Source organism: Bacillus sp. JZ105, assembly GCF_053903125.1.
In genome coordinates this window covers 1564693-1589298 of sequence record NZ_CP096387.1, presented here as the reverse complement: position 1 = coordinate 1589298, position 24606 = coordinate 1564693, and the positions used below count along the sequence as shown (strand labels likewise).

Annotated in this window: 25 protein-coding genes; all 25 read right to left on the bottom strand. The window is 42.5% G+C overall.

The annotated features are described in order from the left end of the window. Positions 1-9: 9 nt before the first annotated feature. Positions 10-1170 carry an ADP-forming succinate--CoA ligase subunit beta gene (sucC, locus tag M1D81_RS08075; protein WP_197197843.1) on the bottom strand — a complete coding sequence of 387 codons (1161 nt, stop codon included), beginning with the start codon at positions 1168-1170 and terminating at the stop codon, positions 10-12. Positions 1171-1346: 176 nt separating this feature from the next. Next, positions 1347-1622 (bottom strand): FlhB-like flagellar biosynthesis protein, encoded by a 276-nt coding sequence (locus tag M1D81_RS08070; RefSeq protein ID WP_003211418.1) that lies wholly within the window; start codon positions 1620-1622, stop codon positions 1347-1349. Continuing rightward, the gene (locus M1D81_RS08065; RefSeq protein ID WP_456265102.1) at positions 1619-3358 is read right to left on the bottom strand and encodes a glycosyltransferase; all 1740 of its coding nucleotides are present in this window, start codon (positions 3356-3358) and stop codon (positions 1619-1621) included. Before M1D81_RS08065 ends, M1D81_RS08070 begins: the two co-directional genes overlap by 4 nt. Before the next feature lie 26 nt (positions 3359-3384). Further along, positions 3385-4149, bottom strand: coding sequence for a ribonuclease HII (locus M1D81_RS08060; RefSeq protein ID WP_456265103.1), 765 nt, complete (start codon positions 4147-4149; stop codon positions 3385-3387). A gap of 76 nt (positions 4150-4225) precedes the next feature. Next, on the bottom strand, positions 4226-5074 hold the full coding sequence (gene ylqF / locus M1D81_RS08055; RefSeq protein ID WP_024424188.1) for a ribosome biogenesis GTPase YlqF: 849 nt from the start codon (positions 5072-5074) through the stop codon (positions 4226-4228). An 89-nt stretch (positions 5075-5163) separates the two neighbouring features. Further along, positions 5164-5511: a 50S ribosomal protein L19 gene (gene rplS / locus M1D81_RS08050; RefSeq protein WP_008354510.1), complete on the bottom strand. Its 348-nt coding sequence runs from the start codon at positions 5509-5511 to the stop codon at positions 5164-5166. Positions 5512-5648: 137 nt separating this feature from the next. Next, positions 5649-6383, bottom strand: coding sequence for a tRNA (guanosine(37)-N1)-methyltransferase TrmD (gene trmD, locus M1D81_RS08045; RefSeq protein WP_456265104.1), 735 nt, complete (start codon positions 6381-6383; stop codon positions 5649-5651). Beyond that, complete coding sequence (gene rimM / locus M1D81_RS08040; RefSeq protein ID WP_133743825.1) at positions 6380-6904, bottom strand: ribosome maturation factor RimM; 525 nt, start codon at positions 6902-6904, stop codon at positions 6380-6382. Before rimM ends, trmD begins: the two co-directional genes overlap by 4 nt. Positions 6905-6912: 8 nt before the next feature. Then, positions 6913-7299, bottom strand: a complete 387-nt coding sequence (locus M1D81_RS08035; RefSeq protein ID WP_024424191.1) for a YlqD family protein — start codon at positions 7297-7299, stop codon at positions 6913-6915. Positions 7300-7402: 103 nt separating this feature from the next. Next, positions 7403-7648 (bottom strand): KH domain-containing protein, encoded by a 246-nt coding sequence (locus M1D81_RS08030; protein WP_024424192.1) that lies wholly within the window; start codon positions 7646-7648, stop codon positions 7403-7405. Beyond that, positions 7648-7920: a 30S ribosomal protein S16 gene (gene rpsP / locus M1D81_RS08025; protein ID WP_008344841.1), complete on the bottom strand. Its 273-nt coding sequence runs from the start codon at positions 7918-7920 to the stop codon at positions 7648-7650. Before rpsP ends, M1D81_RS08030 begins: the two co-directional genes overlap by 1 nt. Before the next feature lie 105 nt (positions 7921-8025). Beyond that, positions 8026-9366 carry a signal recognition particle protein gene (gene ffh / locus M1D81_RS08020; protein ID WP_024424193.1) on the bottom strand — a complete coding sequence of 447 codons (1341 nt, stop codon included), beginning with the start codon at positions 9364-9366 and terminating at the stop codon, positions 8026-8028. A 13-nt stretch (positions 9367-9379) separates the two neighbouring features. Continuing rightward, positions 9380-9712 carry a putative DNA-binding protein gene (locus M1D81_RS08015; protein ID WP_456265105.1) on the bottom strand — a complete coding sequence of 111 codons (333 nt, stop codon included), beginning with the start codon at positions 9710-9712 and terminating at the stop codon, positions 9380-9382. A 142-nt stretch (positions 9713-9854) separates the two neighbouring features. Next, positions 9855-10841 carry a signal recognition particle-docking protein FtsY gene (gene ftsY, locus M1D81_RS08010; protein ID WP_456265106.1) on the bottom strand — a complete coding sequence of 329 codons (987 nt, stop codon included), beginning with the start codon at positions 10839-10841 and terminating at the stop codon, positions 9855-9857. A 21-nt stretch (positions 10842-10862) separates the two neighbouring features. Then, on the bottom strand, positions 10863-14423 hold the full coding sequence (gene smc / locus M1D81_RS08005; protein WP_456265107.1) for a chromosome segregation protein SMC: 3561 nt from the start codon (positions 14421-14423) through the stop codon (positions 10863-10865). 105 nt (positions 14424-14528) lie between these two features. After that, entirely contained in the window at positions 14529-15272 is a 744-nt protein-coding gene (rnc, locus tag M1D81_RS08000) for a ribonuclease III (RefSeq protein ID WP_008344850.1), read from the bottom strand. A 181-nt stretch (positions 15273-15453) separates the two neighbouring features. Continuing rightward, on the bottom strand, positions 15454-15687 hold the full coding sequence (gene acpP, locus M1D81_RS07995) for an acyl carrier protein (protein ID WP_003212028.1): 234 nt from the start codon (positions 15685-15687) through the stop codon (positions 15454-15456). An 81-nt stretch (positions 15688-15768) separates the two neighbouring features. Then, on the bottom strand, positions 15769-16512 hold the full coding sequence (gene fabG / locus M1D81_RS07990) for a 3-oxoacyl-[acyl-carrier-protein] reductase (RefSeq protein WP_024424196.1): 744 nt from the start codon (positions 16510-16512) through the stop codon (positions 15769-15771). Further along, positions 16512-17456 (bottom strand): ACP S-malonyltransferase, encoded by a 945-nt coding sequence (gene fabD, locus M1D81_RS07985; protein ID WP_024424197.1) that lies wholly within the window; start codon positions 17454-17456, stop codon positions 16512-16514. The genes fabG and fabD overlap by 1 nt, the downstream gene beginning before the upstream one ends. Positions 17457-17471: 15 nt before the next feature. Next, a complete protein-coding gene (gene plsX, locus M1D81_RS07980; RefSeq protein WP_456265108.1) occupies positions 17472-18470 on the bottom strand; it encodes a phosphate acyltransferase PlsX in 999 nt (332 codons plus the stop codon). A 15-nt stretch (positions 18471-18485) separates the two neighbouring features. After that, the gene (gene fapR, locus M1D81_RS07975; protein ID WP_024424199.1) at positions 18486-19052 is read right to left on the bottom strand and encodes a transcription factor FapR; all 567 of its coding nucleotides are present in this window, start codon (positions 19050-19052) and stop codon (positions 18486-18488) included. Positions 19053-19164: 112 nt separating this feature from the next. Then, positions 19165-21213 (bottom strand): ATP-dependent DNA helicase RecG, encoded by a 2049-nt coding sequence (gene recG / locus M1D81_RS07970; RefSeq protein ID WP_456265109.1) that lies wholly within the window; start codon positions 21211-21213, stop codon positions 19165-19167. Continuing rightward, the gene (gene sdaAA, locus M1D81_RS07965) at positions 21191-22093 is read right to left on the bottom strand and encodes an L-serine ammonia-lyase, iron-sulfur-dependent, subunit alpha (protein WP_456267143.1); all 903 of its coding nucleotides are present in this window, start codon (positions 22091-22093) and stop codon (positions 21191-21193) included. Before sdaAA ends, recG begins: the two co-directional genes overlap by 23 nt. Before the next feature lie 20 nt (positions 22094-22113). Next, complete coding sequence (gene sdaAB, locus M1D81_RS07960; RefSeq protein ID WP_024424201.1) at positions 22114-22776, bottom strand: L-serine ammonia-lyase, iron-sulfur-dependent subunit beta; 663 nt, start codon at positions 22774-22776, stop codon at positions 22114-22116. Between the two features lie 148 nt (positions 22777-22924). Next, the gene (locus M1D81_RS07955) at positions 22925-24598 is read right to left on the bottom strand and encodes a DAK2 domain-containing protein (RefSeq protein ID WP_456265110.1); all 1674 of its coding nucleotides are present in this window, start codon (positions 24596-24598) and stop codon (positions 22925-22927) included. Positions 24599-24606: the final 8 nt, after the last annotated feature.

Genomic DNA, 24606 nt, shown 5'->3' with positions numbered 1-24606 from the left:
CTTTCTGCTCTACTTGACTAAAGATACAATCTTTTCTGCCCCGTCAGCCATAGACTCAGCAGAAGTGATATTTAAGCCTGAATCACTCAGGATTTTCTTCCCTAATTCAACGTTTGTTCCTTCAAGACGTACAACAAGCGGTAATGTTAAGCCGACTTGTTTCGTCGCTTCCACAACACCTTCTGCAATCACATCACATTTCATGATGCCGCCAAAAATGTTCACGAAAATCCCTTTGACATTTTGATCAGATAAAATGATTTTAAATGCTTCCGTTACTTTTTCAGCTGTTGCACCGCCGCCAACATCTAGGAAGTTTGCAGGGTCCCCGCCGTAATGCTTGATGATATCCATTGTAGACATCGCAAGACCTGCTCCATTGACCATACAGCCAATATTTCCATCTAAAGAAATGTAGCTTAAGTCATATTTAGATGCTTCAATTTCTTTTGGATCCTCTTCATCAAGGTCACGGTATTCTAATATATCTTTTTGTCTATATAAGGCATTGCTATCAAAGTTTAATTTTGCATCAAGTGCCATGACTTTTCCATCGCCTGTTACAACAAGTGGATTAATCTCAGCAATTGAACAATCTTTTTCAATAAACGCATTGTAAAGGCTTGTCATAAACTTAACAGCTTGGCCAATTAATTTTGTTGGAATATTAATTTTAAATGCTACTTCTCTCGCCTGATAGCCTTGCAGGCCAATCGCTGGGTCGATGACCACTTTGACGATTTTTTCTGGCGTTTTTTCTGCTACTTCTTCAATTTCAGTACCGCCTTCTTCAGATGCCATCAATACAATTCTTGATGTCGCTCTATCCAAAACTAGTCCAACATAGTATTCCTTTTGAATATCGCAGCCTTCTTCAATAAGTAAGCGTTTTATTTCGCGCCCTTCAGGCCCTGTTTGATGTGTGACAAGTGTCTTGCCGAGCAATTCCTCTGCAAACCCTTTCACTTCATCTTTCGTTTTTGCAATTTTTACCCCGCCTGCTTTACCACGGCCGCCTGCATGAATCTGTGCTTTTACGACATATACAGAGCTCCCTAGCTCTTCTGATGCTTTTACGGCTTCATCAGGTGTAAATGCTACTTTACCATTTGGAACTGAAACCCCATATTTTCTTAGGATTTCTTTTCCTTGGTACTCATGGATATTCATTTCCCATCCTCCCAACATATGTAGAAACAAAAATTATAAAATAGACTGCGCTTTCATTTTAAAGAATAAAAAAGAGAATGTCTAGGGTTCTATGTAAAATCGTAAAATCCTTCTAAACATTCAAACTTTTATTTTATTAAAAATATAAATTTTTCAGTCAAATCACTTATTTTACCTTATTTTTTCATTTTTTGGTCTAACCTGTAGATAAACGAAAAAATTTCTGCTACAGTATCGTATAACGCTTCAGGGATCTCCTCATCTAATGTTAAATGGCGCATGAGTTCGACTAAATTACGGTCTTCCTGAATTGGGACTCCCGACTTTTTTGCTTCTTCAATAATATGATCTGCCACATAGCCGCTGCCTGTTGCAACGACTTTTGGCGCCTTTTGCTTTTCTTCATCGTAATGCAGAGCGACCGCTCTTCTAAGCGGTTTTGAATCCTTCATACTCGTAAGTCCAGCCCTTTCTCGCTGATTTTATGAAAGTGTTCATCTAGAAATTGAGACGGATCTACTGGCTCTTGTCTCTTTTTTGCTGTAATTCCCGTTAAACTGTATCCCAGCGCATTTAAATTCTCCCGAACAGCCGGAATCATCGGATTAATGGTTCCTTGCAGTTCATGGGCTGTCTCGACAGTAATGGCCATGACCTTTTGCTGAATCGTACAGTCTATTAAGGTTTCTTCAAGGTTTTCCATGTTTAAATAAAACATCAGGCGGCACTGAGAAATATCAATAGAGCCATCTTTTTTCTTATGCCCCTTTAGTATAAAGGTTAAATCTTGAACACTATGTTTTGAGAATAGAGGATAGGAAACCATCATTTGACTGACAGTTTGGTTCTCCTGCTGCACAAATAACTGCCCATTCAATCTATGAAATAATTGATCCACTTCTTTTTTAATAGGCTCTGGTAAATCAGCCTGTCTCACATCATTTAAGGTAAGCTTTAATTGGTGCAGCTCCTGACTTTTGACATCCTGACTGCCTTTTTCAAGCATTTTCAGCATTCCAATTTCATCACGCACACCGATTGCCTTTTTCATCGTCATAAGTAAATCGAGCACATCGGTTTTATTGCTTAATGTTGGTTCAGTCTGCTGCACCGCCTGAGCCAAAGCTTTCGCCTCTGCTTTTGACAGGAAGGGAAACTCTTTTTGCAGTACAGCTGCTTTTGCGTCAGGCTGAGAGCCTGCTTGCTGGAGTCCTTGAAGCAATGCTGTGAGCTGTTTTAAGTTAGGTTCTTGCTGCCCGTCTGCACCTTGTTTCATCAAACTTGCCAGTATCCGCTCAATTTGCTGAGGCGGGATTTGCAGCTCTTCTTTTGGACTTGTTGACTGCTGCACGTTTGTCTGAAGAACTTGGGACGGCTGACGCTCTTGAACGATTGCGGCATGGCTATTTTCTTTTTGCTGGGACGGATTGAGCTGAGTCGTTACTGGTAAACTGCCGCCTTGCTTCGCCTCGCCTTCTCTCGCTGCTAGAAGGACCGATAAGAGCTTTTCTGCATGAACGGCTGTCTCTGCATCTACAACTGACCGAACGGCTTGTGTTAGGGTCTGTGTGGCGTCTGTGTGCTTCGGAAGCTGTGTTAATTGATTTAATAGCGCTGTTATATCCTGATGAAGGGCAGAGGGTGATTTTACGGCTAAAATAGATTGAAGCACCCCTTGCTGGATCGGTAAATCTTTCTTTAAAGCAAAGAGGAGTGCCTGGAGCCCTTTCTTCACATCAGCCCCTTGAAGCTGTTCGATCCACTTCACTGCCGTTTTTAACTCTCCTTCATTAATGACGGACTTTTCCTTTAAAAAAGCTGTAGCCGTCAGCATGTTTTCAAGCCCATTTTTCAGTGAGAGACCTTCTAATAGTTTGGCTGCTGCATCCTTTAATGTCTTAGGATCTTGATCAAATTGCTGAACGGGTCTTAGTTTATTGAGGCTGCCCCCGCCCTCTTGTTCAAATTGGAACCAATAAAATGCGTCTGCTTTAAGCTGGGCCGCCAGCTGCGCTTTTATTTTCGTTGAGCCTATTTGAACAAGGGCTGTATCATCTCCAAGCATTTTTAGTACTTTGCCGAGAATCAGCCGATGAACATTTTCCTTCCCTTCAGTGTTTAATGGAACCGATTCGGCCGTATTCAGCCGGCTATTCAGTGCTGTATGTATGTCCTCAACTCTTGTCATCACAGGCAGCCTCCTTAGATTAAAATTTATGATATAACAGATTTCACCGGCGCAAACGATAATCGGTGGATGGGGGCAGCACCATGTGTTTGAATCGCAGCCAGATGCTCTTTCGTTCCGTACCCTTTATGTTTTTCAAATTGATACTCAGGATACTTACGCCCGTACTCTTCCATCATCTGATCCCTTGTCACCTTCGCAATACATGCACCTGCTGCAATGGATGCACTTTTTGCATCTCCTTTGATGATCTTCTCTTGGTGAGTAGAAAGCGGAAGTGTCATGGCATCTATGAGTAGATAATCTGGTGTATGAGTTAACTGCTCCACAGCTCTTACCATCGCCAGTCTTGATGCTTCATAAATATTGATTTCATCAATCGTAGCCGCATCCACAATGCCGATTCCGATATCAAGTGCTTCTTTTTGAATTAAATCATAATAAGCCAATCTTTTTTTCTCAGATAATTGCTTTGAGTCGTTTAAACCGAGCAGGACTGTATCTTCCTTTAATATAACGGCTGCTGCCACAACCGGGCCGGCGAGCGGTCCTCTTCCTGCTTCATCTATTCCAGCAATACATGTGTATCCCTGCGCCTTTGCTTTGTTTTCAAATTGCAGCATGTTATCCCATGCCGCGCGAAGTGCTTGCTGCTTTTCTCTCTCTTTGTGCCACTTTTCTATCAGTTTTTGGACACTTTTTCTCGTATCATCTTTCACAAGTTCGCGAATGTATGACTCGTCGCCTGCATGCTTTTCTATTTGTTCTTTTATTTGTTTCACCGTGTACATAGGCTTTTACGCAGCCTCCTTCTTTATATCGGCAGTTTTTCGCAAAAAATAAAGACCCGCATGAGCTGCGTGTCTCTTAGCTTTCAGGCTTCTCAAAAGTGAGGGGACCAAATTTTTCTGTCCGAATATCCCGAATAATGATTTCGGTGGTTTTGTCATAGTTTATGAATCCCCCGCTCATTAGACAGCCGCGCTTAGTGCCAATTGCATCAAACAGCTCAACCGTATCTTCAGGTATCTCCGCTAGGTCATAGCGTTTTTTTAATCGCTCTGGGTAGTTCTCTTCTAGAAAACGAAGTGCATACACAGCGACATCCTGTAAGTTGATGATCGAATCCTTGATCGCTCCAGTCACCGCAAGCCTGAGTCCTACTTGCTCATCTTCAAACTTCGGCCAGAGGATTCCAGGCGTATCGAGCAGTTCTAGTTCTTTCCCTACCTTTACCCATTGCTGTGATGTCGTAATACCAGGCCGGTCTCCTGTTTTGGCAATGTTCTTTTTTGCTAAACGATTGATTAAGGTCGATTTACCGACGTTGGGAATCCCGATAATCAGTGCTCGAATGGCACGTGGTTTGACGCCTTTTGCTTTCATGCGGTCGAATTTTTCTTTTAAAATTTCTTTTGAAGTCGTGATGATCTGATTTAACCCTTGTCCATCGACAGAGTTAATAGCAAGTGACCGAACGCCTTGCTGCTCAAAATGCGCCTGCCACTCCTTTGTCATACGAGGATCTGCTTTATCTGCTTTGTTTAAAAGCATGATTTTGGGTTTGTTCTGAAGGATTTCTTCGATCATTGGGTTTCTAGAGGACATCGGAATTCTTGCATCGGTTAATTCAAATACGATGTCGATGAGCTTTAATTTTTCTGTGACTTCACGTCTTGCTTTTGCCATATGGCCTGGAAACCATTGAATCGTCATATGTGCACCTTCTTTCTTCTACCGTTATCTTTATACATTGTACAAAAAAAGAGCCTGTTACAGGTAACAAGCTCTTTCCTTTGATATCATTATCGTCTGATTTCTTTGATACGAGCCGCTTTACCGCGAAGTTCACGTAGGTAGTAAAGTTTCGCACGACGTACCTTACCGTGACGTACAACTTCGATCTTAGCGATTTTTGGTGTGTGTACAGGGAATGTACGCTCAACGCCTACACCGTAAGAGATCTTACGAACTGTGAAAGTTTCGCTGATTCCACCACCACGACGCTTAATTACAACACCTTCAAAGATCTGGATACGCTCACGAGTACCCTCGACAACTTTAACGTGTACACGTAAAGTGTCACCAGGACGGAACGCAGGAAGATCAGTGCGTAATTGTTCTTTTGTGATTTCTTCAATCAAATGTTGCATCGTTTTCAACTCCTTCCAACAGATGCTCATGTCCTCTTTCTTCATTGCAGCGGAACATCGTTTTCAAACTTAGATCAGCAAGCCGTCCAAGTCACAAGTAGTATCATACCATACCTCTATGCCGTGTGCAATACAATCTAGTCATTATGAAGCTGCCAAATCCATCTTTTTTCTTCATCCGTTAATGTTTTGCAAGAATCGATCAAATCTGGCCGTCTTGTATAGGTTCGTTTCAAGGATTCTTTGCGCCGCCACTCTTCAATTTTGGCATGATTTCCAGAGAGAAGCACATCCGGCACTTTTAGTCCTTTATAATCCGCCGGCCTTGTATAGTGCGGGTGCTCAAGCAGACCTGTACTGAATGAATCTTCGATGTGAGACGCTTCTTTTCCAAGCACATGAGGCAAAAGCCTGACCACACTGTCTGCAATCATCATCGCTGGCAGCTCTCCGCCTGTGAGGACGAAATCTCCGATTGAGATCTCATCTGTGACAAGATGCTCCCTGATGCGCTCATCGTAGCCTTCATAGTGGCCGCAAATGAACATAAGATGCTCTTCTTTTGCAAGTTCTTCTGCCTTCTTTTGTGTATATCTTTCCCCTTGAGGACAGACAAGAATGATTCGGGGTTTCGTGCTTGCTTTCTTCGTTAAATCTTCTACCGCATCAAATACGGGCTGCGCTTTCAGTACCATACCAGCACCGCCGCCATACGGATAGTCATCCACTGTTTTATGTTTATGATCCGAATACTCTCTAAAATTGACGACTTGAAATGAGACAGCTTCTTTCTCCTGTGCTTTTTTTAAGATCGATGAGTGAAGCACACCTTCGAACATTTCAGGAAAAAGGGTTAAGAAATCGATTTTCATTCGTCAATAAGTCCTTCCATCACTTCAATGTGTACGGTTTTGGATGAGATATCGATCTTTTTGACGACAGATGGAATATAAGGAATGAGGGCATCTTTTTTGCCTTTTCTTCCAACCACCCACACATCATTTGCCCCTGGCGTAAGGATTTCTTTGATTTGGCCGATCAGCTTGTCCTCTTCATCGTATACTTCACAGCCAATGATTTGATGGAAATAAAATTCTCCTTCGTCTAATGACCCGAGGTGTTCTTTTTCTACCTTTAAGATTGATTCTTTCAAATGCTCTGCTTCATTTAATGAGCTGATTTCTTCAAATGTGAGCAAATCAAACTGTTTGTGCTGCCGGTGTGATGCGACAGTCACTTTCAGCGGCTCGCTTTGACCTTGCTTAAAAATATAGAGGACGCTTCCCTTTTTGTAGCGCTCTTCTGGGAAATCCGTCTTTGACACGACGCGTACTTCTCCGCGCACTCCGTGTGTATTGACGATCTTTCCAACATTCAACCATTCTAGCTCCATGTTCTCAATCACCCCTGACGTATTTCCACAATGGTGCCGTCTTTCACGACGATGACATTATCTTGCATCTTGTCATCCCATTTATCACCTATTTTTACTTCAACCAATGCATCCACTTCTGTTTCTTTCATTTCACTTCCAAGCGGCAGAATATGCAGCTGCTCTACTTGAAAATCAATTTGCCGGATCTTCTCTTGCCTTTTATCGATCGCTTTTTGAAATTGAGGGATGGCTTCTTGCTGATGTGGTTCTTTTTCATGTTTTTTTAGTTGAAAATATAGTTGATTGCATTCACGTTCTAGTCTTTCTTTTTTCTCCAAAAAAGTCGTTAACAGTTTGTCCTTACTGCTTTCAGTTAATACTTGCATCACGGTGACATGTTGAATGATCTGCATCTTCCTTTTTGTCCCCCTATCCGAAGGCATTTGTCCTCTACAGTATAACGAAAAATAGATTTAAACGTGTAAAAAAAGGGGAGGTCCTAAGCCCTCTCCCTTTTTAGTCAGCAATCTCAAGTTGAACTTTCTTAGAAGACTCTGCACTTGCTGCAAAAATGACTGTTCGTATCGCTTTTGCTGTACGTCCCTGCTTTCCGATCACTTTTCCGGTATCTTCAGCATTGACAGACAGTGTGTAAATCACCTGCTCATCTTTTTCTAATGAAGATACGTGAATATCTTCAGGGAAATCAACAAGTGGCTCGACGATGGACACAATCAATTCTTCCAAGGACAGCTCATTCATTATTTGCTGTTTTTCGCATTATGAAATTTTTCAAGAATTCCTTGGCTTGAGAAAAGGTTGCGAACTGTATCAGATGGTTTCGCACCATTTTGAAGCCATTTAAGCGCTAATTCTTCGTTGATTTTCACCTCAGCTGGTGATACCACTGGGTTGTAAGTTCCAACTGTTTCGATGAAACGACCGTCACGTGGTGAACGAGAATCTGCTACAACAATACGATAGAAAGGAGATTTTTTTGCTCCCATACGTTTTAAACGAATTTTTACTGCCATTTTACTAGCACCTCCGAAAATATTTCAACAAGATAGTATATTAACAATGATAAAAGGGTTTGTAAAGTGTTTTTTCTTAACAACGGTTTTATCATGTATAACCAATTACATAAATGGTAATTTAAAGCCCTTTTTCTTTCCTTTGGACATGTTGGTCATTTGCTTCATCATCTTTTTCATTTCATCAAATTGCTTTAAAAGGCGATTGACTTCCTGTACAGATGTTCCGCTTCCTTTTGCAATCCGTTTTCTGCGGCTTGCATTGATGACCTCTGGCTGTTCTTTTTCCTTGGTTGTCATTGATTTAATGATCGCTTCGATATGATTGAGCTGCTTTTCGTCTACTTGGACGTTTTTGAGCCCTTTCATTTTACCGGCTCCCGGCATCATTTGGATCAGTTCATCAAGAGGACCCATATTCCGAACTTGGCCAAGCTGCTCGAGGAAATCATCGAGCGTGAAGCTCATTGTCCGCATTTTTTGCTCAAGCTCTTTCGCTTTATCTTGGTCGACGTTTGCCTGTGCTTTTTCAATCAGCGTGAGCACATCTCCCATGCCAAGAATTCTTGATGCCATCCGCTCTGGATGGAATGGTTCAATCGCATCAAGCTTTTCTCCTAGTGCAGCGAATTTAATCGGCGTGTTGGTGACAGCTCGAATAGAAAGTGCTGCACCGCCTCTTGTATCACCGTCTAGTTTTGTGAGAACGACACCTGTTAAACCAAGCTGTTCATTAAAGCTTTTCGCGACATTGACAGCATCTTGACCTGTCATAGAGTCAACAACTAGGAAAATTTCTTCTGGATTTGCTACTTCTTTTACTTTCTGAAGTTCATCCATTAATTCTTCATCGATATGAAGACGTCCTGCTGTATCTAAAATGACATAATCATGGTGTTCTTCTTTCGCTTTTTCAATTGCCTGTTTGGCAATTTCGACAGGGCTGACTTGATCACCTAATGAGAACACCGGCATATCAAGCTGTTTCCCAAGCGTTTGAAGCTGCTGGATTGCTGCTGGTCGGTAAATATCAGCAGCCACCATCATCGGCTTGCGATTATGTTTTTTGCGAAGTAAATTGGCAAGCTTCCCAGTTGTGGTTGTCTTACCTGCCCCTTGAAGACCAACCATCATAATGACGGTTGGAGATTTTTTCGCTACAGCGATCTTACTCTCTTCTCCGCCCATTAATTCAGTGAGTTCTTCTTTTACAACTTTAATGACCTGCTGTCCAGGGGTAAGGCTTTTCATGACCTCTTGTCCAACTGCCCGCTCACTTACTTTTTTCACAAAGTCTTTGACTACTTTAAAATTGACGTCAGCTTCAAGAAGGGCAAGGCGTACCTCGCGCATCATTTCTTTTACATCTTGCTCTGACACTTTTCCTTTGCCGCGGATTTTTGAAATCGTCTGCTGCAGTCGGTCGGCTAATCCTTCAAATGCCATACTGTGCCGCCTCCTAATCTAATTTCTCAAGCGATTCAATTAAAGCTTCTGCTTCTTCTGTTTGCGCAGAACCAGCTACAAGCTCTCTCATTTTTTTGAGAAGTTCTTTACGCTCTTTAAATTTCTTAAACAAGAGCAGCTTTTCTTCATATTGTTCAAGCATCGCTTCAGTCCGTTTAATATTATCATAAACAGCCTGCCTTGATACTTCATATTCATCCGCAATTTCACCGAGGGAAAAATCGTCTAGGTAGTAAAGCGACATGTAGCTCTTTTGCTTTGCGGTCAACAACGATTGATAGAAGTCAAACAAGTAATTCATTCTCGTTGTTTTTTCAAGCGTCATGGGCTCTCTCCCCTTTGTTAAGTTCATTCCCTTTACATCAACTAAGTTTACACGGTTCTCTTCTGTGTGTCAAGTTTTTATCTTGTCACTTCTTGAAGCTGCGCATAAATAAAAATGCCAGCAATTTTGCCGGCATTTTTTGTTAGTTTTGTTGATCAATTACGTCTGAGAATAATCCATACACATACGATTCTGCATCAAACTCTTGCAGATCGTCCACCTTTTCCCCTAAACCGACAAGCTTCACAGGAATGTTCAGCTCATTTCGAATTGCAAGAACGATCCCGCCTTTTGCAGTACCGTCAAGCTTTGTTAAAGCAATCCCTGTCACATTTGTCGCTTTAGAAAATTCCTTGGCTTGTGCCATGGCGTTTTGACCCGTTGTCGCATCCAGAGCGAGCAATACTTCATGAGGTGCATCTGGAACCTCGCGCTCAATGACTCTCTTGACCTTCTCCAGCTCTTTCATCAAGTTGACTTTGTTTTGAAGTCTTCCTGCTGTATCGCAGATAAGGACATCCGCATTTTTCGCTTTTGCTGATTGAACGGCATCATAGATGACCGCTGCTGGATCAGAGCCTGCCGTTTGTTTGACGACAGGAACACCTGAACGCTCTCCCCACACTTCAAGCTGCTCGATGGCACCGGCACGGAACGTATCACCTGCTGCTAAAATGACGGATTTCCCTTCTTTTTTCAGCTTGTTTGCAAGTTTGCCGATCGTCGTTGTTTTTCCAACACCGTTGACACCTACAAATAAAATGATATTCAAACGCCCGTCTTCAATGTTCAGCGCAGAGATTTGTTCCTCTCCGCTATTGTAAATGTCAACCAATTTTTCAGAAATGACCGCTTGTACTTCACTTGGGTCTTGAATGTTTCTTAATTTCACTTCTTTTTTCAGCTCATCAATCAATTCCATCACAGTTGTGAAACCGACATCAGCGCCGATCAGAACCTCTTCCAGCTCTTCAAAAAAGTCTTCGTCGACTTTGCGGTAGCGGGAAATCAGTTCATTTACTTTTCCTTGGAAAGAGTTTCTCGTTTTCTCGAGTCCATCTTTAAACTTTTCTGATACTGAATCGGTTTGCTGCGTAATTTTTTCTTTTAATTTCTTAAAAAAGCTCATTGGTTCAAAAACCTCCTTTAATTACTGGACAAGCTCTTTCGTTTCTTCTAGTTTGACAGATACAAGCTTAGAAACACCTGATTCCTGCATGGTCACGCCGTAGAGCACATCGGCTTCTTCCATTGTTCCCTTGCGGTGTGTAATGACAATGAACTGTGTTTCCTCACTGTATTTCTTTAAATATTGCGCAAAACGGAAAACATTTGCTTCATCAAGCGCCGCTTCTACCTCATCTAATACGCAGAATGGAACAGGTCTCACTTTTAAAATAGAGAATAATAAAGCGATCGCTGTTAAGGCTCTCTCTCCGCCTGAAAGAAGGCTTAAGTTTTGCAGTTTTTTCCCTGGCGGCTGCGCGACAATATCAACGCCAGAGTTGAGTAAATCATTTGGATCTGTCAGCTTAAGATCTGCTCTTCCGCCGCCAAATAATGCTTGGAAAACAGATTCAAAGTGACCGCGGATTTGAGAGAACGTCTCAGAGAAACGCTTTGTCATCTCTTGGTCCATTTCTTCGATGACTTGGAATAATGTATTTTTCGCTTCTGTCAGATCATTTCGCTGTTCTGTTAAGAAGAGATAGCGTTCATTGACACGTTCATACTCGTCAATGCTGCCTAAGTTTACTGTTCCAAGCTCTTCAATGGCTAGTTTGATCAGCTTCACTCGTTTTCTTGCTTCATCTGGCAATAACGTCAACTGATACATCTCTTTTGCTCCTTCAAACGAAAGTGCATATTCATCGTTCAAATAAGCGATCAAGTTATCGAGCTCGACTTCCATACGGCCTAGCTTAATCTCTTCATCTTTTAAGCTTGTGGTAAGCTGCTTATAAAGACGCTTTTGTTCTTTGAGTTCACGTTCAGCAAATTCTAATGTTTCAGAAAGAGCGAGACGCTGTTTACGACGCTCTGAAATGAGGGCGGTTGTTTTGTTTTTGTTTTCCAGCTTCTCTTTCGCCGCTTCTTCCAGTTGTTCTGCTCCGCTTGAACTAGATGACATTTCACTTGATAAGAGTGACAGATCTTCTTTTGTTTCCTTCAGCGTCTGTTCAGCTTCTTCTAATTCAGCCATTAAGCTCGAAAGCTTTTCTTGTTCATTCGCTAAGGACTGCTCTTTTTTGGCAAGCGAGATTTTCAGCTCTGTTAATTCAGCAGAAATGGTTTCCTTTGTTGAGCTTTGCGTCTGCTTACGCTTTGTTAATGTATTGATCTCTTGATCAAGAGCCGTCAGTTTCTCACCTATAGAGGCTTCAAGAGCGATCTGCTTTTTGTCCTTATCCGCGAGTTCAGTAGAACGCTGCTGCAATTCTTCTTTTTCTTGATCATAGAGTTCAAGATGAGCATTGATATTTTTTTCTGCAACTTGCAGTTCGTATAGCTTCCCTTTGAGATCTTGCTGCTTTTCACGAAGCGTTTCGCCGCGCTGACGCAGTTCGTTTAATTGGCTTTCGTTTGCTCCGATCAATTGCTTCGTTTCTTTTGTTTCTTTTTCAAGGATCGTTGTTTTCTCTTCCATTTCAACGAGCTGCTTTGTTAACGTTTCGATCTCCCGGTTTCTTGAAAGAAGAGAGTTGTTCTTTTTCTTTACGCCGCCACCAGTCATTGAACCGCCGGGGTTTACGACATCTCCATCAAGGGTCACGATACGGTAACGATGTCCAAGCATTTTCGCCAGTTCATTGGCGCCTTTTAAGTCTCTAACGATCAGCACAGTTCCAAGCAAATTCTGAATCACCTTTTGATACTTTTCATCAAAGGAAACGAGGTGACTCGCTACACCGATAAATGAAGCATGCTGCTCTGCTGTTTGAACATCTCTGAGCTGAATGGTTCTTTCTTTGATCACGTTCATTGGCAGGAAGGTTGCACGTCCATATGAATGCTGCTTTAAGTATCCAATCGCTTGTCTCGCAGCTGCTTCATTTTCTGTGACGACGTGCTGCGTGGCTGCACCCAGCGCAATTTCAACCGCTGTCTCATACTGCTGATCCGTTTGAATCAGCTCTGCAATGGCACCATGAATACCGCCTAACCGTTCTTTTGCCTTTAAGACCTCTTTCACTCCTTGAAAAAAGCCTGAGAAATCTTCCTGCATGGATTCAAGCATTTCTTTTTTGGATTTTGCCTGCTGTACGTATTGATAGGCTTGGTAAAGAGCCGTTTCTTTTTTCTCGTATTGACGTTTCATCTGCTCAAGCTTTTGTTCTGCTTCTCTAAAACGTTTGACTTGAGCCAGAATGTCTTCTTCCAGTGCTGCAAGCTGCTGCTCAGCTTCTGTTTTCTTTTCTTTGACAGACACTCGTTCTTCGATATGTTTTTGGTTATTTTGCGTCAGGCGTTCTAGCTGCATCGCTGCTTGGCGCTGCTGTTCTTCTAGTAATTTACGTTCATTACGGATGGAAGCCTGTTCATTGAGCAGATCAAAATAATCGCTTTTCAGCTGTTCAATTTGACCTTCCACATCTTCACTATGAAGAGACAGTTGATGCTGCTTTGTGTTCACTTCATCTTTTAGCTGCTGCACTTCTTTTTGCAGGCTGTCCCGCGTGATTTTCTGCTGCTCAATCTTTTCGGTTAACAGCGCCTGCTTTTCAGTTAAACGAACGAGCGTTTCTTCTAGCTGTCCTTGGTTTGCGGCGGCATTTTTTTTCCGTTCTTTTAGTACTTCTTTTTTTCCTTCAAGCTTTTCTAATTCTTCACTTGTGAAAAGAAGAACTTCTTGCAGGTCATTAATTGATTCGTCAAGCGCTTGAATGCGGTCTCTCGACTCTTCAATTTTGGCTTCTTTTGCTTGAATATCTGTAGACTGCTTCATTTCATCTTGTTTGAAGCGCTCGACTGCTTCACCAAGTGTTGTCCATTTTTCATGAAGTGCTTCGATGTCATGGACAGTTAGGGCGATTTCGACATTTTCAAGCTCTTCTTTTTTTTGCAAATAGTCCTTTGCAATGGATGCTTGCATTCTTAATGGTTCTACTTGATCTTCTAGTTCATGCAGAATATCTTCTACTCGGTTTAAGTTGTCCTGCGTTTCAAACAGTTTATTTTCGGCTTTTTTCTTTCTTGTTTTATATTTTAGAACGCCAGCCGCTTCTTCAAAAATACTTCTTCTCTCTTCTGCCTTGCTTGATAGAATTTCCTCTACCTTTCCTTGGCTGATGATTGAAAAAGCTTCCTTTCCAAGACCTGAATCCATGAAAAGATCAATAATATCCTTTAAGCGGACAGATTGATTGTTTATGAGAAATTCACTTTCTCCTGAACGATAGACCCTTCTTGTCACACTGACTTCATGAAAATCGATCGGTAAAAAGTGATCTTCGTTATCTAACGTTAAAGTCACCTCTGCTAGATTGACTCTTTTTCTTGAGTCACTCCCTGCAAAAATGATATCTTCCATTTTTCCTCCGCGGAGGCTTTTCGCTGATTGTTCTCCAAGTACCCAGCGGATGGCATCGGTAATATTACTTTTGCCGCTTCCGTTTGGTCCAACAACAGCTGTGACCCCTTTAACAAAGTCCACGGTCACTCGCTGTGCAAATGATTTGAATCCTATCACGTCTAAACGTTTGAGGAACATGAGAGTGATCCTCCTTATGTATTTAAAGTACTATCATCTTACCATATGAAGTGAAAAAAGATGATGGAAAACAGAGTGAAATCCCCCTGAATAACGAGGGGGATTTTATTGGTTCATATGATGTTTCTGCAATTTAGCAAGTGCTTCCTGTGCAGCGTGCTGTTCTGCTTCTTTTTTAGAGCGTCCATTTCCAATTCCGAGCACTTCACCTCGAAGGGATACATTTGCTTCAAATTCCCGGTTATGTGCAGGCCCTTTTTCATGCAGGATGCGATATTCAAGCACACCTTTTCCATCGCGCTGTACAAATTCTTGCAGCTGGCTTTTAAAGTCCATGACGTGCGAGAATGCTCCATCGTTAATTTTCGGATAAACGTACGCTTCTAGGAACCGTTCAACCGGCTCAAGTCCTTGATCTAAATAAAGTGCACCGATAAACGCCTCGAATACGTCCGCTAAGAGTGCTGGGCGTTTTCTGCCGCCTGTCATTTCTTCGCCTTTTCCTAAAAGAACAAGGTCTCCGAAGGACAGCTCGTGTGCCAGTGATACAAGTGACGGTTCACATACGATCGCCGCTCTTAGTTTCGTTAAATCTCCCTCGCTCATCGCTGGATATTTTGCAAATAAGAATTGAGAGATGGTCAATTCTAAAACAGCATCTCCTAAAAATTCAAGTCTTTCATTATCCTCATATGGCTTTTTCCGGTGTTCATTCACATAAGAGGAATGGGTAAAGGCTTGATATAGAAGCTTTTCATTTTTAAAGTGTACAGAAATGCGCTGCTGGAATTCTCTAAATTGCTCTAGTTTTTTGCTCTGTTTCTGTTTGTCTTTATATTGTTTTGGCATAGCAACCTCCAGGTAGGCGTAATCGCCTTTAAGGATACTGATTATATGGAGTCTCTCTTTCTACATGCAGGGAAACATTGCTCCCAGCATCTGAAAAAGGCTGACAATTGATCAGCTGAATGTGTTGAAACTAACATAAATTTTCAAAGTCCCGTCGAAAGTAGACGGGACTTTGTTACGCTTATTGCTGGCTATTTATGTAGTTCACAGCGTCACCGACTGTTGCAATTTTTTCAGCATCTTCGTCAGAAATTTCCATATCGAACTCATCTTCAAGTTCCATAACTAGCTCAACTACATCAAGGGAATCAGCGCCTAAATCTTCTTTAAATGAAGCTTCCATTTTCACGTCAGCCTCATCAACGCCAAGGCGGTCTACAATAATTTTTGATACACGCTCTAATACGTCTGCCATTGCCTTTCACCTCCCCTCAAAGTATTATAGTTGATTCGTTTTTAAAAAACTAGAGAAAACCTAATGAAATTTTGATATTTCTTAGGACATGACCATTCCGCCATCTACTTGGATGGTTTGGCCTGTAATATAACCTGCTCCTTCTGAAGCTAAAAAGACAACAACGTTACTGATATCTTCAGGTGCACCAAAGCGTGCGAGCGGAATTTGCTTGAGCATTTCCGTCTGTACATTTTCATCAAGCTTGTCTGTCATATCTGTTGAAATAAAGCCTGGAGCTACTGCATTAACAGTAATGTGACGGGTTGCCAGCTCTTTTGCTGTTGTTTTCGTTAATCCGATGACACCAGCTTTTGCTGCAACATAGTTTGCTTGTCCAGGGTTTCCGCACACACCAACGACTGAAGCCAAATTGATGATTCTTCCGCTTCTTTGCTTCATCATTTGTCTTGTCACGGCTTTTGTACAGTTAAAGACACCTTTTAAGTTTATGTTAATGACATCATCCCATTCATTCTCTTTCATTCTCATGAGCAGGTTGTCCTTTGTGATCCCTGCATTATTCACAAGAATGTCAATTGAACCAAAGGTATCAATCGCTTGTTTCATCATGGCTTGTACTTCTTCAGCATTTGAGACATCAGCTTTCACAGCAAATGCCTGCTGGCCGAGTGCTTTGATTTCATCTACGACTTCATTTGCTTTTGCTTCGTTTCCAGAATAGTTCACGACAACATTTGCACCACTTTTCGCTAGATCGATCGCGATAGAACGGCCAATCCCGCGTGATGCTCCTGTTACAACGGCTGTTTTATTTGTAAGCATCAAGAATCCCCCTTGAGTGTTTGAATGGCTGCTTCAATTGTTTCTTGATCTGAAACGGAAATCGTCGTCAGGCGGCGATTCACTTTTTTCACAAGACCTGAAAGCACTTTGCCAGGACCAATTTCAATAAATGTTGTGACGCCTAAATCAATAAGGCGTTCCACACTTTCTTCAAAACGAACTGGAGAATACAGTTGTTCAATGAGTTTTGTCTCAATTTCATCACGAGATGTCACGATGTCTGCTGTTACATTTGAGATGACTGGAGTTTTGGCATCCGCAATATCCAGCTTTGACAAAACATCTGTAAATTTTTCAGCGGCTGGTTTCATTAATGCGGAATGGAAAGGTCCGCTCACTTCAAGGGCAATTGCACGTTTTGCGCCTTTTTCTTTCGCTTTCTCTGAAGCAAGTTCTACTCCTTTGGCTGTACCAGAGATCACGATTTGACCAGGACAGTTTAAGTTAGCGAGCTCTACAAGGTGACCGCTCTCTGTCACTTCTTTTGTCACTTCTTCAAGTGCCGCTTTGTCTAAGCCAAGAATTGCTGCCATAGCGCCTTCTCCTGCTGGAACAGCTTCATTCATTAATTCTCCGCGCTTTCTGACTGCATAAACAGCATCTTTAAACGAAAGTGCGCCTGCTGCAACGAGGGCAGTGTATTCGCCAAGACTGTGTCCTGCTGCATAATCTGCTTTGATTCCGCTCTCTTCAAATTTCTTTAAGATGGCGATACTTGTCGTTAAAAGAGCTGGCTGCGCGTTAAAGGTGAGCGTCAGTTCTTCTGCATCCCCTTCAAAAATCATAGAAGATAAGTCAAACCCGAGGGTATTGTCTGCTTCTTCAAAAACAGCTTTAGATACTGCTTCTTGGTCAAATAAATCTTTTCCCATGCCAATTTTTTGAGAGCCTTGGCCAGGGAATAAAAATGCAATTTTAGTCATGCTGCTTTACCTCCATTAAGACTCATTCGTCGTTTCTTTTTGGACTTCTTGATGGATGATGGCTGAAACGTCTTTTTCTACGATATCACGGGCTTGACGAATTGCATGGAAGATGGCATTTTCATCAGAGGAGCCGTGCGCTTTAATAACAGGTGCCTTTAAACCAAATAAAGCGGCACCGCCATATTCGGAATAATCCATTTTAGATTTCATCTGCATCAATTTTGGCTTCATCATGCCTGCTGCTATTTTTGCTGTGAAGCTGGATGTTAATGTTTCTTTCAGCATTTTAAAGACAGAAAGGGCTGTGCCTTCAATTGTTTTAAGCGCAATATTTCCTGTGAAACCATCTGTGACAACAACGTCAGCAACACCTTCTAATAAGTCACGGGACTCTACATTTCCTACGAAATTCAAGTTTGATGCTTTTAATAATTCAAAGGTTTTTTTCGTTAAATCGTTGCCTTTTTTATCTTCTGTTCCTACATTTAACAGTCCAACACGCGGATTGCTCTTTGGGAAAACACGCTCTGCGTAGATGGATCCCATCATGGCATATTGCATGAGATGTTCTGGTTTAGCATCAACGTTGGCACCAACATCTAGTAATAAGAAGCCGCTGCCATCCAGTGTTGGCAAAGTTGGGGCAAGGGCTGGCCTGTCAATACCGTCAATTCTGCCTACGATAAACAGCCCAGCTGTCATGAGGGCGCCAGTATTTCCTGCTGAGATGCAGGCATCTGCTCGTCCCTCGGAGACTTCCTGCGCCATTTTCACCATAGATGAATCTTTTTTACGTCTGACTGCACGCACTGGTTCATCCGTCGGTTCAATGACTTCTTTTGCATCTAAAATCGTGATGCGGTCGTTGTTTGTTATGTATGGTTTGATTTTGTTTTCATCGCCGACAAGTGTAATCTCGATATCTGAAAATGCTGTTAAGCTTTTTTGCACACCGTCAATAATGGCTTTAGGGGCATGATCTCCCCCCATTGCATCGACTGCAATTCTCATATTACGTGCCACCTTTTACTTTTGTTTTGAGCGATACATGACGAAGTCACCTGAGAAGACAACTTCCTCACCAACATAGCTGTTTACTTCAACTACGGTTCTTCCTTTTTCTTTATCATGTGAGGCTACTTTGGCTTTAGAGACGACTCTTTCGCCTTGTTTCACCTGCCTTGTAAACCTGATATTCGCTTTTGCTGTCAAAGCCAGTTCATCGTCAATGACGGCAACTGCCAGCGAATTTGCCTGGGCGAAGAGATGATGTCCCCTGGCAATTTGGTTTCGGCTGAATACATGCTCTTTTCTCACTTCTAAAATGGAAATGGCTTGGTCATCAAGTTCTACATCAATCATTTCTCCAATCACTTCATCCAGTGGAAGTGACTTTACTTCATCCTCTAATGTCTTTTCGGCCACATGCTTAATTCTTTCGCGTAATTCAGGGATCGACAGCTCTAAACGATCAAGACGAACCGTTTGTATGCTGACACCGAATTTACTTGCCAATTCTTCATCAGTAATGAATGGAGTCGAGCTGATCGTTTGCTGGAGAAGCTTTTGACGTTCTTTTTTATTTAGTTTCATATGCAGACACCATCCGTACATTTATGACTAGGTACTAATAGTAGTATATAATCTCATAGATGATAAATCAATCCTTGTTTCAAAAAGACAAGAAAATTCCTCCAGCGTTTGATCAGCTTAATTTATCTCCTCCCAGCACACCGCTGTCTATCAGCGTTTGCCGAAGTTCTTTGTATTCGGGATCAGTCCAAAAGGCGTCCGATTGGACAAGATCTGCTGCATCTTTTCTAGCTGTTTCCAGCGCTCTATAGTCGTGAACCATATCTGCTACCTTAAATTCTGGCATCCCGCTTTGTTTTTTACCGAAGAAATCGCCGGGTCCTCTTAGTTCTAAGTCCTTTTCAGACAGCTCAAAGCCATCGGTTGTTTCGGACATGATCCGCATCCGCTCTTTCCCTGTTTCGGATTTTGGATCAGCCATTAAAATACAAAATGATTGATGCTCTCCTCGTCCGACCCGGCCTCTTAGCTGATGAAGCTGAGACAGTCCGAAGCGGTCTGCATCATAAATGACCATGATGGTTGCATTCGGTACGTTGACCCCGACTTCAACGACTGTAGTTGAAACGAGAATTTGTACTTCATTTGCGGTAAAGGCTCTCATGACCTGATCTTTTTCATCACTTACCAGCTTCCCATGCATTAAGCCGATTGACCACTTGCCGCGGTATGCCTCAGTGAGCATGCTATGGACATCAAGCGCATTTTGGACATCAAGCTTGTCTGATTCTTCAATGAGCGGACAAATGATATATGCCTGTCTGCCTTTTCTCAGCTCTTTATCCACAAAAGCAAGAATTCTCTCAAGCATGTCATGCTTCACCCAATACGTTTCGATTTGTTTTCTGCCAGCTGGCAATTCATCAATGACGGATACGTCCATTTCTCCAAAGACAGTGATCGCAAGTGTTCGCGGAATAGGTGTGGCGGTCATAAACAAGACATCTGGGTCCTGCCCTTTACTTCGCAGTTTTTTCCGCTGCTCGACGCCAAACCGGTGCTGTTCATCTGTGATGACAAGACCGAGCTGCTGAAATTCGACTTCATCTTGAATGAGTGCGTGTGTGCCGACTAATATGTCAATCTCGCCTTCTTTTAAACGCTCAAGCAATTCTCTGCGTCGCTTTCCTTTCACAGAGCTTGTCAAAAGGGCGATATTCAGTCCCCATTTTTCAAACAGCTGGTAAAGTGAATCGGCATGCTGCTCTGCCAAAATTTCTGTTGGGACCATTAATGCACCTTGAAAACCTGATAAATGAGCGGCATAAAGCGCAATGGCTGCAACAGCTGTTTTCCCTGAACCTACATCTCCTTGAAGCAGCCGGTTCATTCGATATGGAGACGCCATGTCCGACATGATTTCATCAAGTACTCTTGATTGTGCCTTCGTCAGCGTAAATGGCAGGCTGTTAACAAACTCAAAAACAGCCTCTTTGGAAAACGGATGCTGGATGCCTGATGTTCTCTCTCGTTCTTTCTTTCTAATCGCCTGCATCTTCAGTTGAAAAATGAGAAATTCCTCGTACACAAAACGGCGTCTTGCTTGCTTGAGCGAGTCTCTTGTTTCTGGAAGATGGATGGTTTTTAATGCTTCCTGATAGGACATGAGTTTATAGGCAGAGACAAGCTGCTTTGGCAATGGATCTTCAGCTTTGTCTGCATAAAGTGACAAGGCCTGCTTTACAAAGCGTCTCATCATTTTCACAGTCACATTTTCTTTTACTGAATAAACGGGCTCTATACTGCCATCTTGCTCGTGCGTCCCTTTTTTAAATTCCTGCACCATGATAGATTGACGGTTTTTATCCCATTTTCCTGTAACGGAAACTGTATCACCTAACACAAGGCTTCGTTTTAAATATGGGCGATTGAAACAAATCGCTGTAATGAGAAAACGCCCGACAAGCAGCCTGAATGTCAGCCTGCTTCGTTTTTTTCCATAATAGGTGAGAACGGGCTCACTATGTACTTTTCCTTCAACTGTGACACGTTCGTCATGTTTGACTTCTTCTAAGTTACGAAGCTCATAGTCGTCATATCGATAAGGAAAGTAGCCGAGTAAATCGGCTACTGTGTAGATTCCAAGTTCATTGAGTGTTTTTTCGGTTTCCTCTCCAATCCCCTTCAGGACAGAGACATTATCTTGCAGTTTCTGTATCACGAGATGAGGTCACACCTCCGAAAATCTTCTTTTCAAGCTCTCTTGCTGTCGGTGTCGCAGCGAGACCGCCTTGTGCAGTTTCGCGAAGAGCTGTTGGCATCGTTTGACCGATTTTGTACATCGCATCAATGACTTCATCACAAGGAATGCGGCTTGTGATGCCAGCAAGAGCCATGTCTGCTGCGATCATGGCGTTAGATGCACCCATTGCGTTTCGTTTCACGCAAGGTACCTCGACAAGTCCCGCTACTGGATCGCAAACAAGTCCAAGCATATTTTTCAGTGTAATCGCCATTGCTTCTGCAGATTGCTGCGGTGTACCGCCTGCCATCTCGACAATCGCTGCTGCCGCCATACCTGATGCAGAACCTACCTCTGCCTGACAGCCGCCTGCTGCACCGGAAATGCTCGCGTTATTCGCCACAACAAAACCAAATGCGCCAGAAGTAAATAGGAATCTGACCATTTGTTCCTTTGTTGGCTTTAATGTTTCTTTTACTGCAAATAACGTACCTGGTACAACACCTGCTGAGCCTGCTGTAGGCGTGGCACAAATGGTTCCCATTGCGGCATTGACTTCATTTGTTGCAACAGCTTTACTGACAGCATCTAATATTGTATGACCAGACAGCGTTTTGCCTGATGCGATGTAGGCTTGAAGTTTGACTGCATCTCCGCCTGTTAAGCCTGATAATGATTTCACACCCTTCAGCCCGTTTTCAACGGCCTGTTCCATCACTTCTAGGTTGCGGTACATCTGGGAGAAAATTTCTTCACGTGACTTCCCTGTCACTTCCATTTCTTGCTCAATCATAATTTCTGAAATGGAGGTATTCCGTTCTTCTGATAGCTGCACGAGTTCTTTGACGTTTTTAAACATCATTCATAACCTCCTTGTTGTTACTCTGCAATTTGTGTGACTTGAATAATGTTTGGCAGCGTTTCAAGCTCTGATAGGACAGCTGGGTCAATATTTTGATCCACTTCAATCGTCATCAGTGCCTCTTGCCCGACATCTTTACGCGCCACTTCCATATGACCGATGTTGATGGCGAATTTCGCTAAGACATTGGCAACTGCCGCAATCGTCCCGTAGCGATCGTTATGAACCACAAGAATAGCAGGATGATTCCCTGAAAGCCTGAGCTCAAAGCCGTTTAATTCTGTGATTTCAATTTTACCTCCGCCGATGGAAATCCCGATTAGTTCAAGGCTTCCGTTCGCATCTGAAATCTCTACTTTTGCTGTATTCGGATGCGCCGGCACCGCCTCTTCTTCTTTAAATTCAATGTCGATCTCTTTGCTTTTTGCAATATCGATCGCTGTTTTGATTCGTTCATCAAATGTATCAAAGTCAAGAACACCGCCAATAATGGCGACATCTGTACCGTGTCCTTTATACGTATCTTTAAAAGAACCATAAAATGAAACGACAATTCGTTTCGGTTCTCTTCCAAATAAGCTGCGAGCTACTCTCCCGATACGAGCCGCACCCGCTGTGTGCGAACTTGATGGCCCAATCATGACAGGTCCAATAATATCAAACACACTTCTAAATTTCATAGGTCTTCCCCTCTCATCACCACTCACGTATGGTTTGGTTCTTTCTTTAGACTAATGGATTCATTCGTTTCCCGCAACTCATTTCACCGTGGAATGGCTAGTAAAAAATTGCAAAAGAAGAAGAAGGGCTTTATTTGCCCTTCTTTCATTATTCAACCGCCAAAATATACGAATAAAGCGGCTGTTTTCCATCGTGGACTTCAACTTCTACATCTTCAAATGTTTCTTCAATAAAGGCTTGCAGTGCATCCAGCTCATCAGATGATGCATCTTCTCCTTTAATGATGGTGACAATCTCATCATCTTCTGTCACCATTTTGGTGAGAAGTTCTTTTGCTGCATCTAATTGATTTTTCGCTGTTAACGTGATTTTCCCGTTGAACAGACCCATATAGTCACCTTTCGCAATGTCGATTCCATCAATTTGAGTATCTCTCACTGCAAAGGTAATTTGCCCGCTTTTCACATGGTCAATCGCTTCTAGCATCGCTCTTTCGTTGTCTTCATTTGAAGCTGCTTCATTGAGAGAAAGAAGTGCCGACATTCCTTGAGGAACGGTCTTCGTCGGAATGACTACGACCTCACGGTTTGAGACAGTTGCCGCCTGTTTAGCTGCCATGACAATATTAGAATTATTAGGTAAGATAAAGACGGTTTCGGCATGTACGCTTTCTATTGCTGTGACAATGTCTTCTGTGCTCGGATTCATCGTCTGTCCACCTTCAATGACGACGGAAGCTCCGATACTTTTGAACAAGTCAGCAATTCCTTCTCCCATTGCGACACTGACGACGCCAAAGCGCTGTTTTTCAGCAGCAGGTGCTTTTGGTGCAGCAGGTGCGTGTTCTCTTTCTTCGTTCACGATTGAGCTATGCTGCTCTCTCATGTTTTCAATTTTCATATTAATCAAGCTGCCGTAGCGCTGTGCATAGGATAAGACCTCTCCTGGCTGCTCTGCATGAATATGAACTTTCGCGAGTGTATCATCAGACACCACAAGAAGTGAATCTCCGAATTCACTTAAGTCTTCTCTGAAGGCATTCTCATCAAAGGACTGTTTGTCTTCTTCAAATTTCACCATAAATTCAGTACAGTAGCCAAATTCGATATCTTCTGTGTTCATATGGCTTTGCGCACTTTTATGATGCTCTGCACTAACGAGTTCTTTTAGCGTAGGTAAAGAAGCCGCTTTAGGAGGAAGCTCTTCTCCTCTTAATGAAGCAAGGAAACCTTCATATACACATAAAAGTCCTTTACCTCCACTATCGACAACACCCACTTCTTTTAAGACAGGAAGCAGATCTGGCGTTCGATCAAGTGATGCTCTTGCTTCCTCAATCGTTAACTCTAGAACGCGGTCAATTTGATCTTCTACTGCCGAAACAGCAACCGCTTTCTTTGCTGCATCCTTTGCAACTGTTAAGATCGTTCCTTCAATCGGTTTCATTACGGCTTTATATGCTGTATCAACACCCGCCTGTAAGGCAAGAGCAAATTCTTTTGCATCAATCGTTTCTTTTTGTTCAATATGTTTACTGAAACCTCTAAAGAGCTGGGACAGGATCACGCCAGAGTTTCCTCTTGCGCCCATCAATAACCCTTTCGAGAGGGCCACGCCGACCTTCCCAATATGATCGGTATTTGTTTCTTCAACTGCTTTGGCCCCTGAAGTCATCGACAAATTCATATTTGTCCCCGTATCTCCATCTGGCACTGGAAAAACATTTAACGCATCCACAATTTGTGCGTTTTGAGAAAGATGGTGAGCACCTGCAAGAATCATTTTTGCAAATGAGCGGCCATCAAGATTTCTAATAGACAATATATTTC

What these genes read in the sequence shown, in the direction of transcription:
- sdaAA (WP_456267143.1), bottom strand. Translation starts at nt 22,093, where the DNA reads ATGTTTAAAAACGTCAAAGAACTCGTGCAGCTATCAGAAGAACGGAAT.
- ffh (WP_024424193.1), bottom strand. Translation starts at nt 9,366, where the DNA reads ATGGCATTTGAAGGATTAGCCGACCGACTGCAGCAGACGATTTCAAAA.
- ylqF (WP_024424188.1), bottom strand. Translation starts at nt 5,074, where the DNA reads ATGACGATTCAATGGTTTCCAGGCCATATGGCAAAAGCAAGACGTGAA.
- rimM (WP_133743825.1), bottom strand. Translation starts at nt 6,904, where the DNA reads ATGGAGCTAGAATGGTTGAATGTTGGAAAGATCGTCAATACACACGGA.
- fabG (WP_024424196.1), bottom strand. Translation starts at nt 16,512, where the DNA reads ATGCTTACAAATAAAACAGCCGTTGTAACAGGAGCATCACGCGGGATT.
- trmD (WP_456265104.1), bottom strand. Translation starts at nt 6,383, where the DNA reads ATGAAAATCGATTTCTTAACCCTTTTTCCTGAAATGTTCGAAGGTGTG.
- acpP (WP_003212028.1), bottom strand. Translation starts at nt 15,687, where the DNA reads ATGGCAGACGTATTAGAGCGTGTATCAAAAATTATTGTAGACCGCCTT.
- plsX (WP_456265108.1), bottom strand. Translation starts at nt 18,470, where the DNA reads ATGAGAATTGCAGTCGATGCAATGGGGGGAGATCATGCCCCTAAAGCC.
- M1D81_RS08065 (WP_456265102.1), bottom strand. Translation starts at nt 3,358, where the DNA reads ATGACAAGAGTTGAGGACATACATACAGCACTGAATAGCCGGCTGAAT.
- M1D81_RS08015 (WP_456265105.1), bottom strand. Translation starts at nt 9,712, where the DNA reads ATGACGCTTGAAAAAACAACGAGAATGAATTACTTGTTTGACTTCTAT.
- M1D81_RS08030 (WP_024424192.1), bottom strand. Translation starts at nt 7,648, where the DNA reads ATGAATGAGCTGTCCTTGGAAGAATTGATTGTGTCCATCGTCGAGCCA.
- fabD (WP_024424197.1), bottom strand. Translation starts at nt 17,456, where the DNA reads ATGACTAAAATTGCATTTTTATTCCCTGGCCAAGGCTCTCAAAAAATT.
- sdaAB (WP_024424201.1), bottom strand. Translation starts at nt 22,776, where the DNA reads ATGAAATTTAGAAGTGTGTTTGATATTATTGGACCTGTCATGATTGGG.
- rplS (WP_008354510.1), bottom strand. Translation starts at nt 5,511, where the DNA reads ATGCAACATTTGATTGAAGAAATCACAAAAGAACAATTACGCACTGAT.
- M1D81_RS08060 (WP_456265103.1), bottom strand. Translation starts at nt 4,149, where the DNA reads ATGTACACGGTGAAACAAATAAAAGAACAAATAGAAAAGCATGCAGGC.
- rpsP (WP_008344841.1), bottom strand. Translation starts at nt 7,920, where the DNA reads ATGGCAGTAAAAATTCGTTTAAAACGTATGGGAGCAAAAAAATCTCCT.
- rnc (WP_008344850.1), bottom strand. Translation starts at nt 15,272, where the DNA reads ATGCCAAAACAATATAAAGACAAACAGAAACAGAGCAAAAAACTAGAG.
- M1D81_RS08035 (WP_024424191.1), bottom strand. Translation starts at nt 7,299, where the DNA reads ATGCAGATCATTCAACATGTCACCGTGATGCAAGTATTAACTGAAAGC.
- M1D81_RS08070 (WP_003211418.1), bottom strand. Translation starts at nt 1,622, where the DNA reads ATGAAGGATTCAAAACCGCTTAGAAGAGCGGTCGCTCTGCATTACGAT.
- fapR (WP_024424199.1), bottom strand. Translation starts at nt 19,052, where the DNA reads ATGAAACTAAATAAAAAAGAACGTCAAAAGCTTCTCCAGCAAACGATC.
- ftsY (WP_456265106.1), bottom strand. Translation starts at nt 10,841, where the DNA reads ATGAGCTTTTTTAAGAAATTAAAAGAAAAAATTACGCAGCAAACCGAT.
- sucC (WP_197197843.1), bottom strand. Translation starts at nt 1,170, where the DNA reads ATGAATATCCATGAGTACCAAGGAAAAGAAATCCTAAGAAAATATGGG.
- smc (WP_456265107.1), bottom strand. Translation starts at nt 14,423, where the DNA reads ATGTTCCTCAAACGTTTAGACGTGATAGGATTCAAATCATTTGCACAG.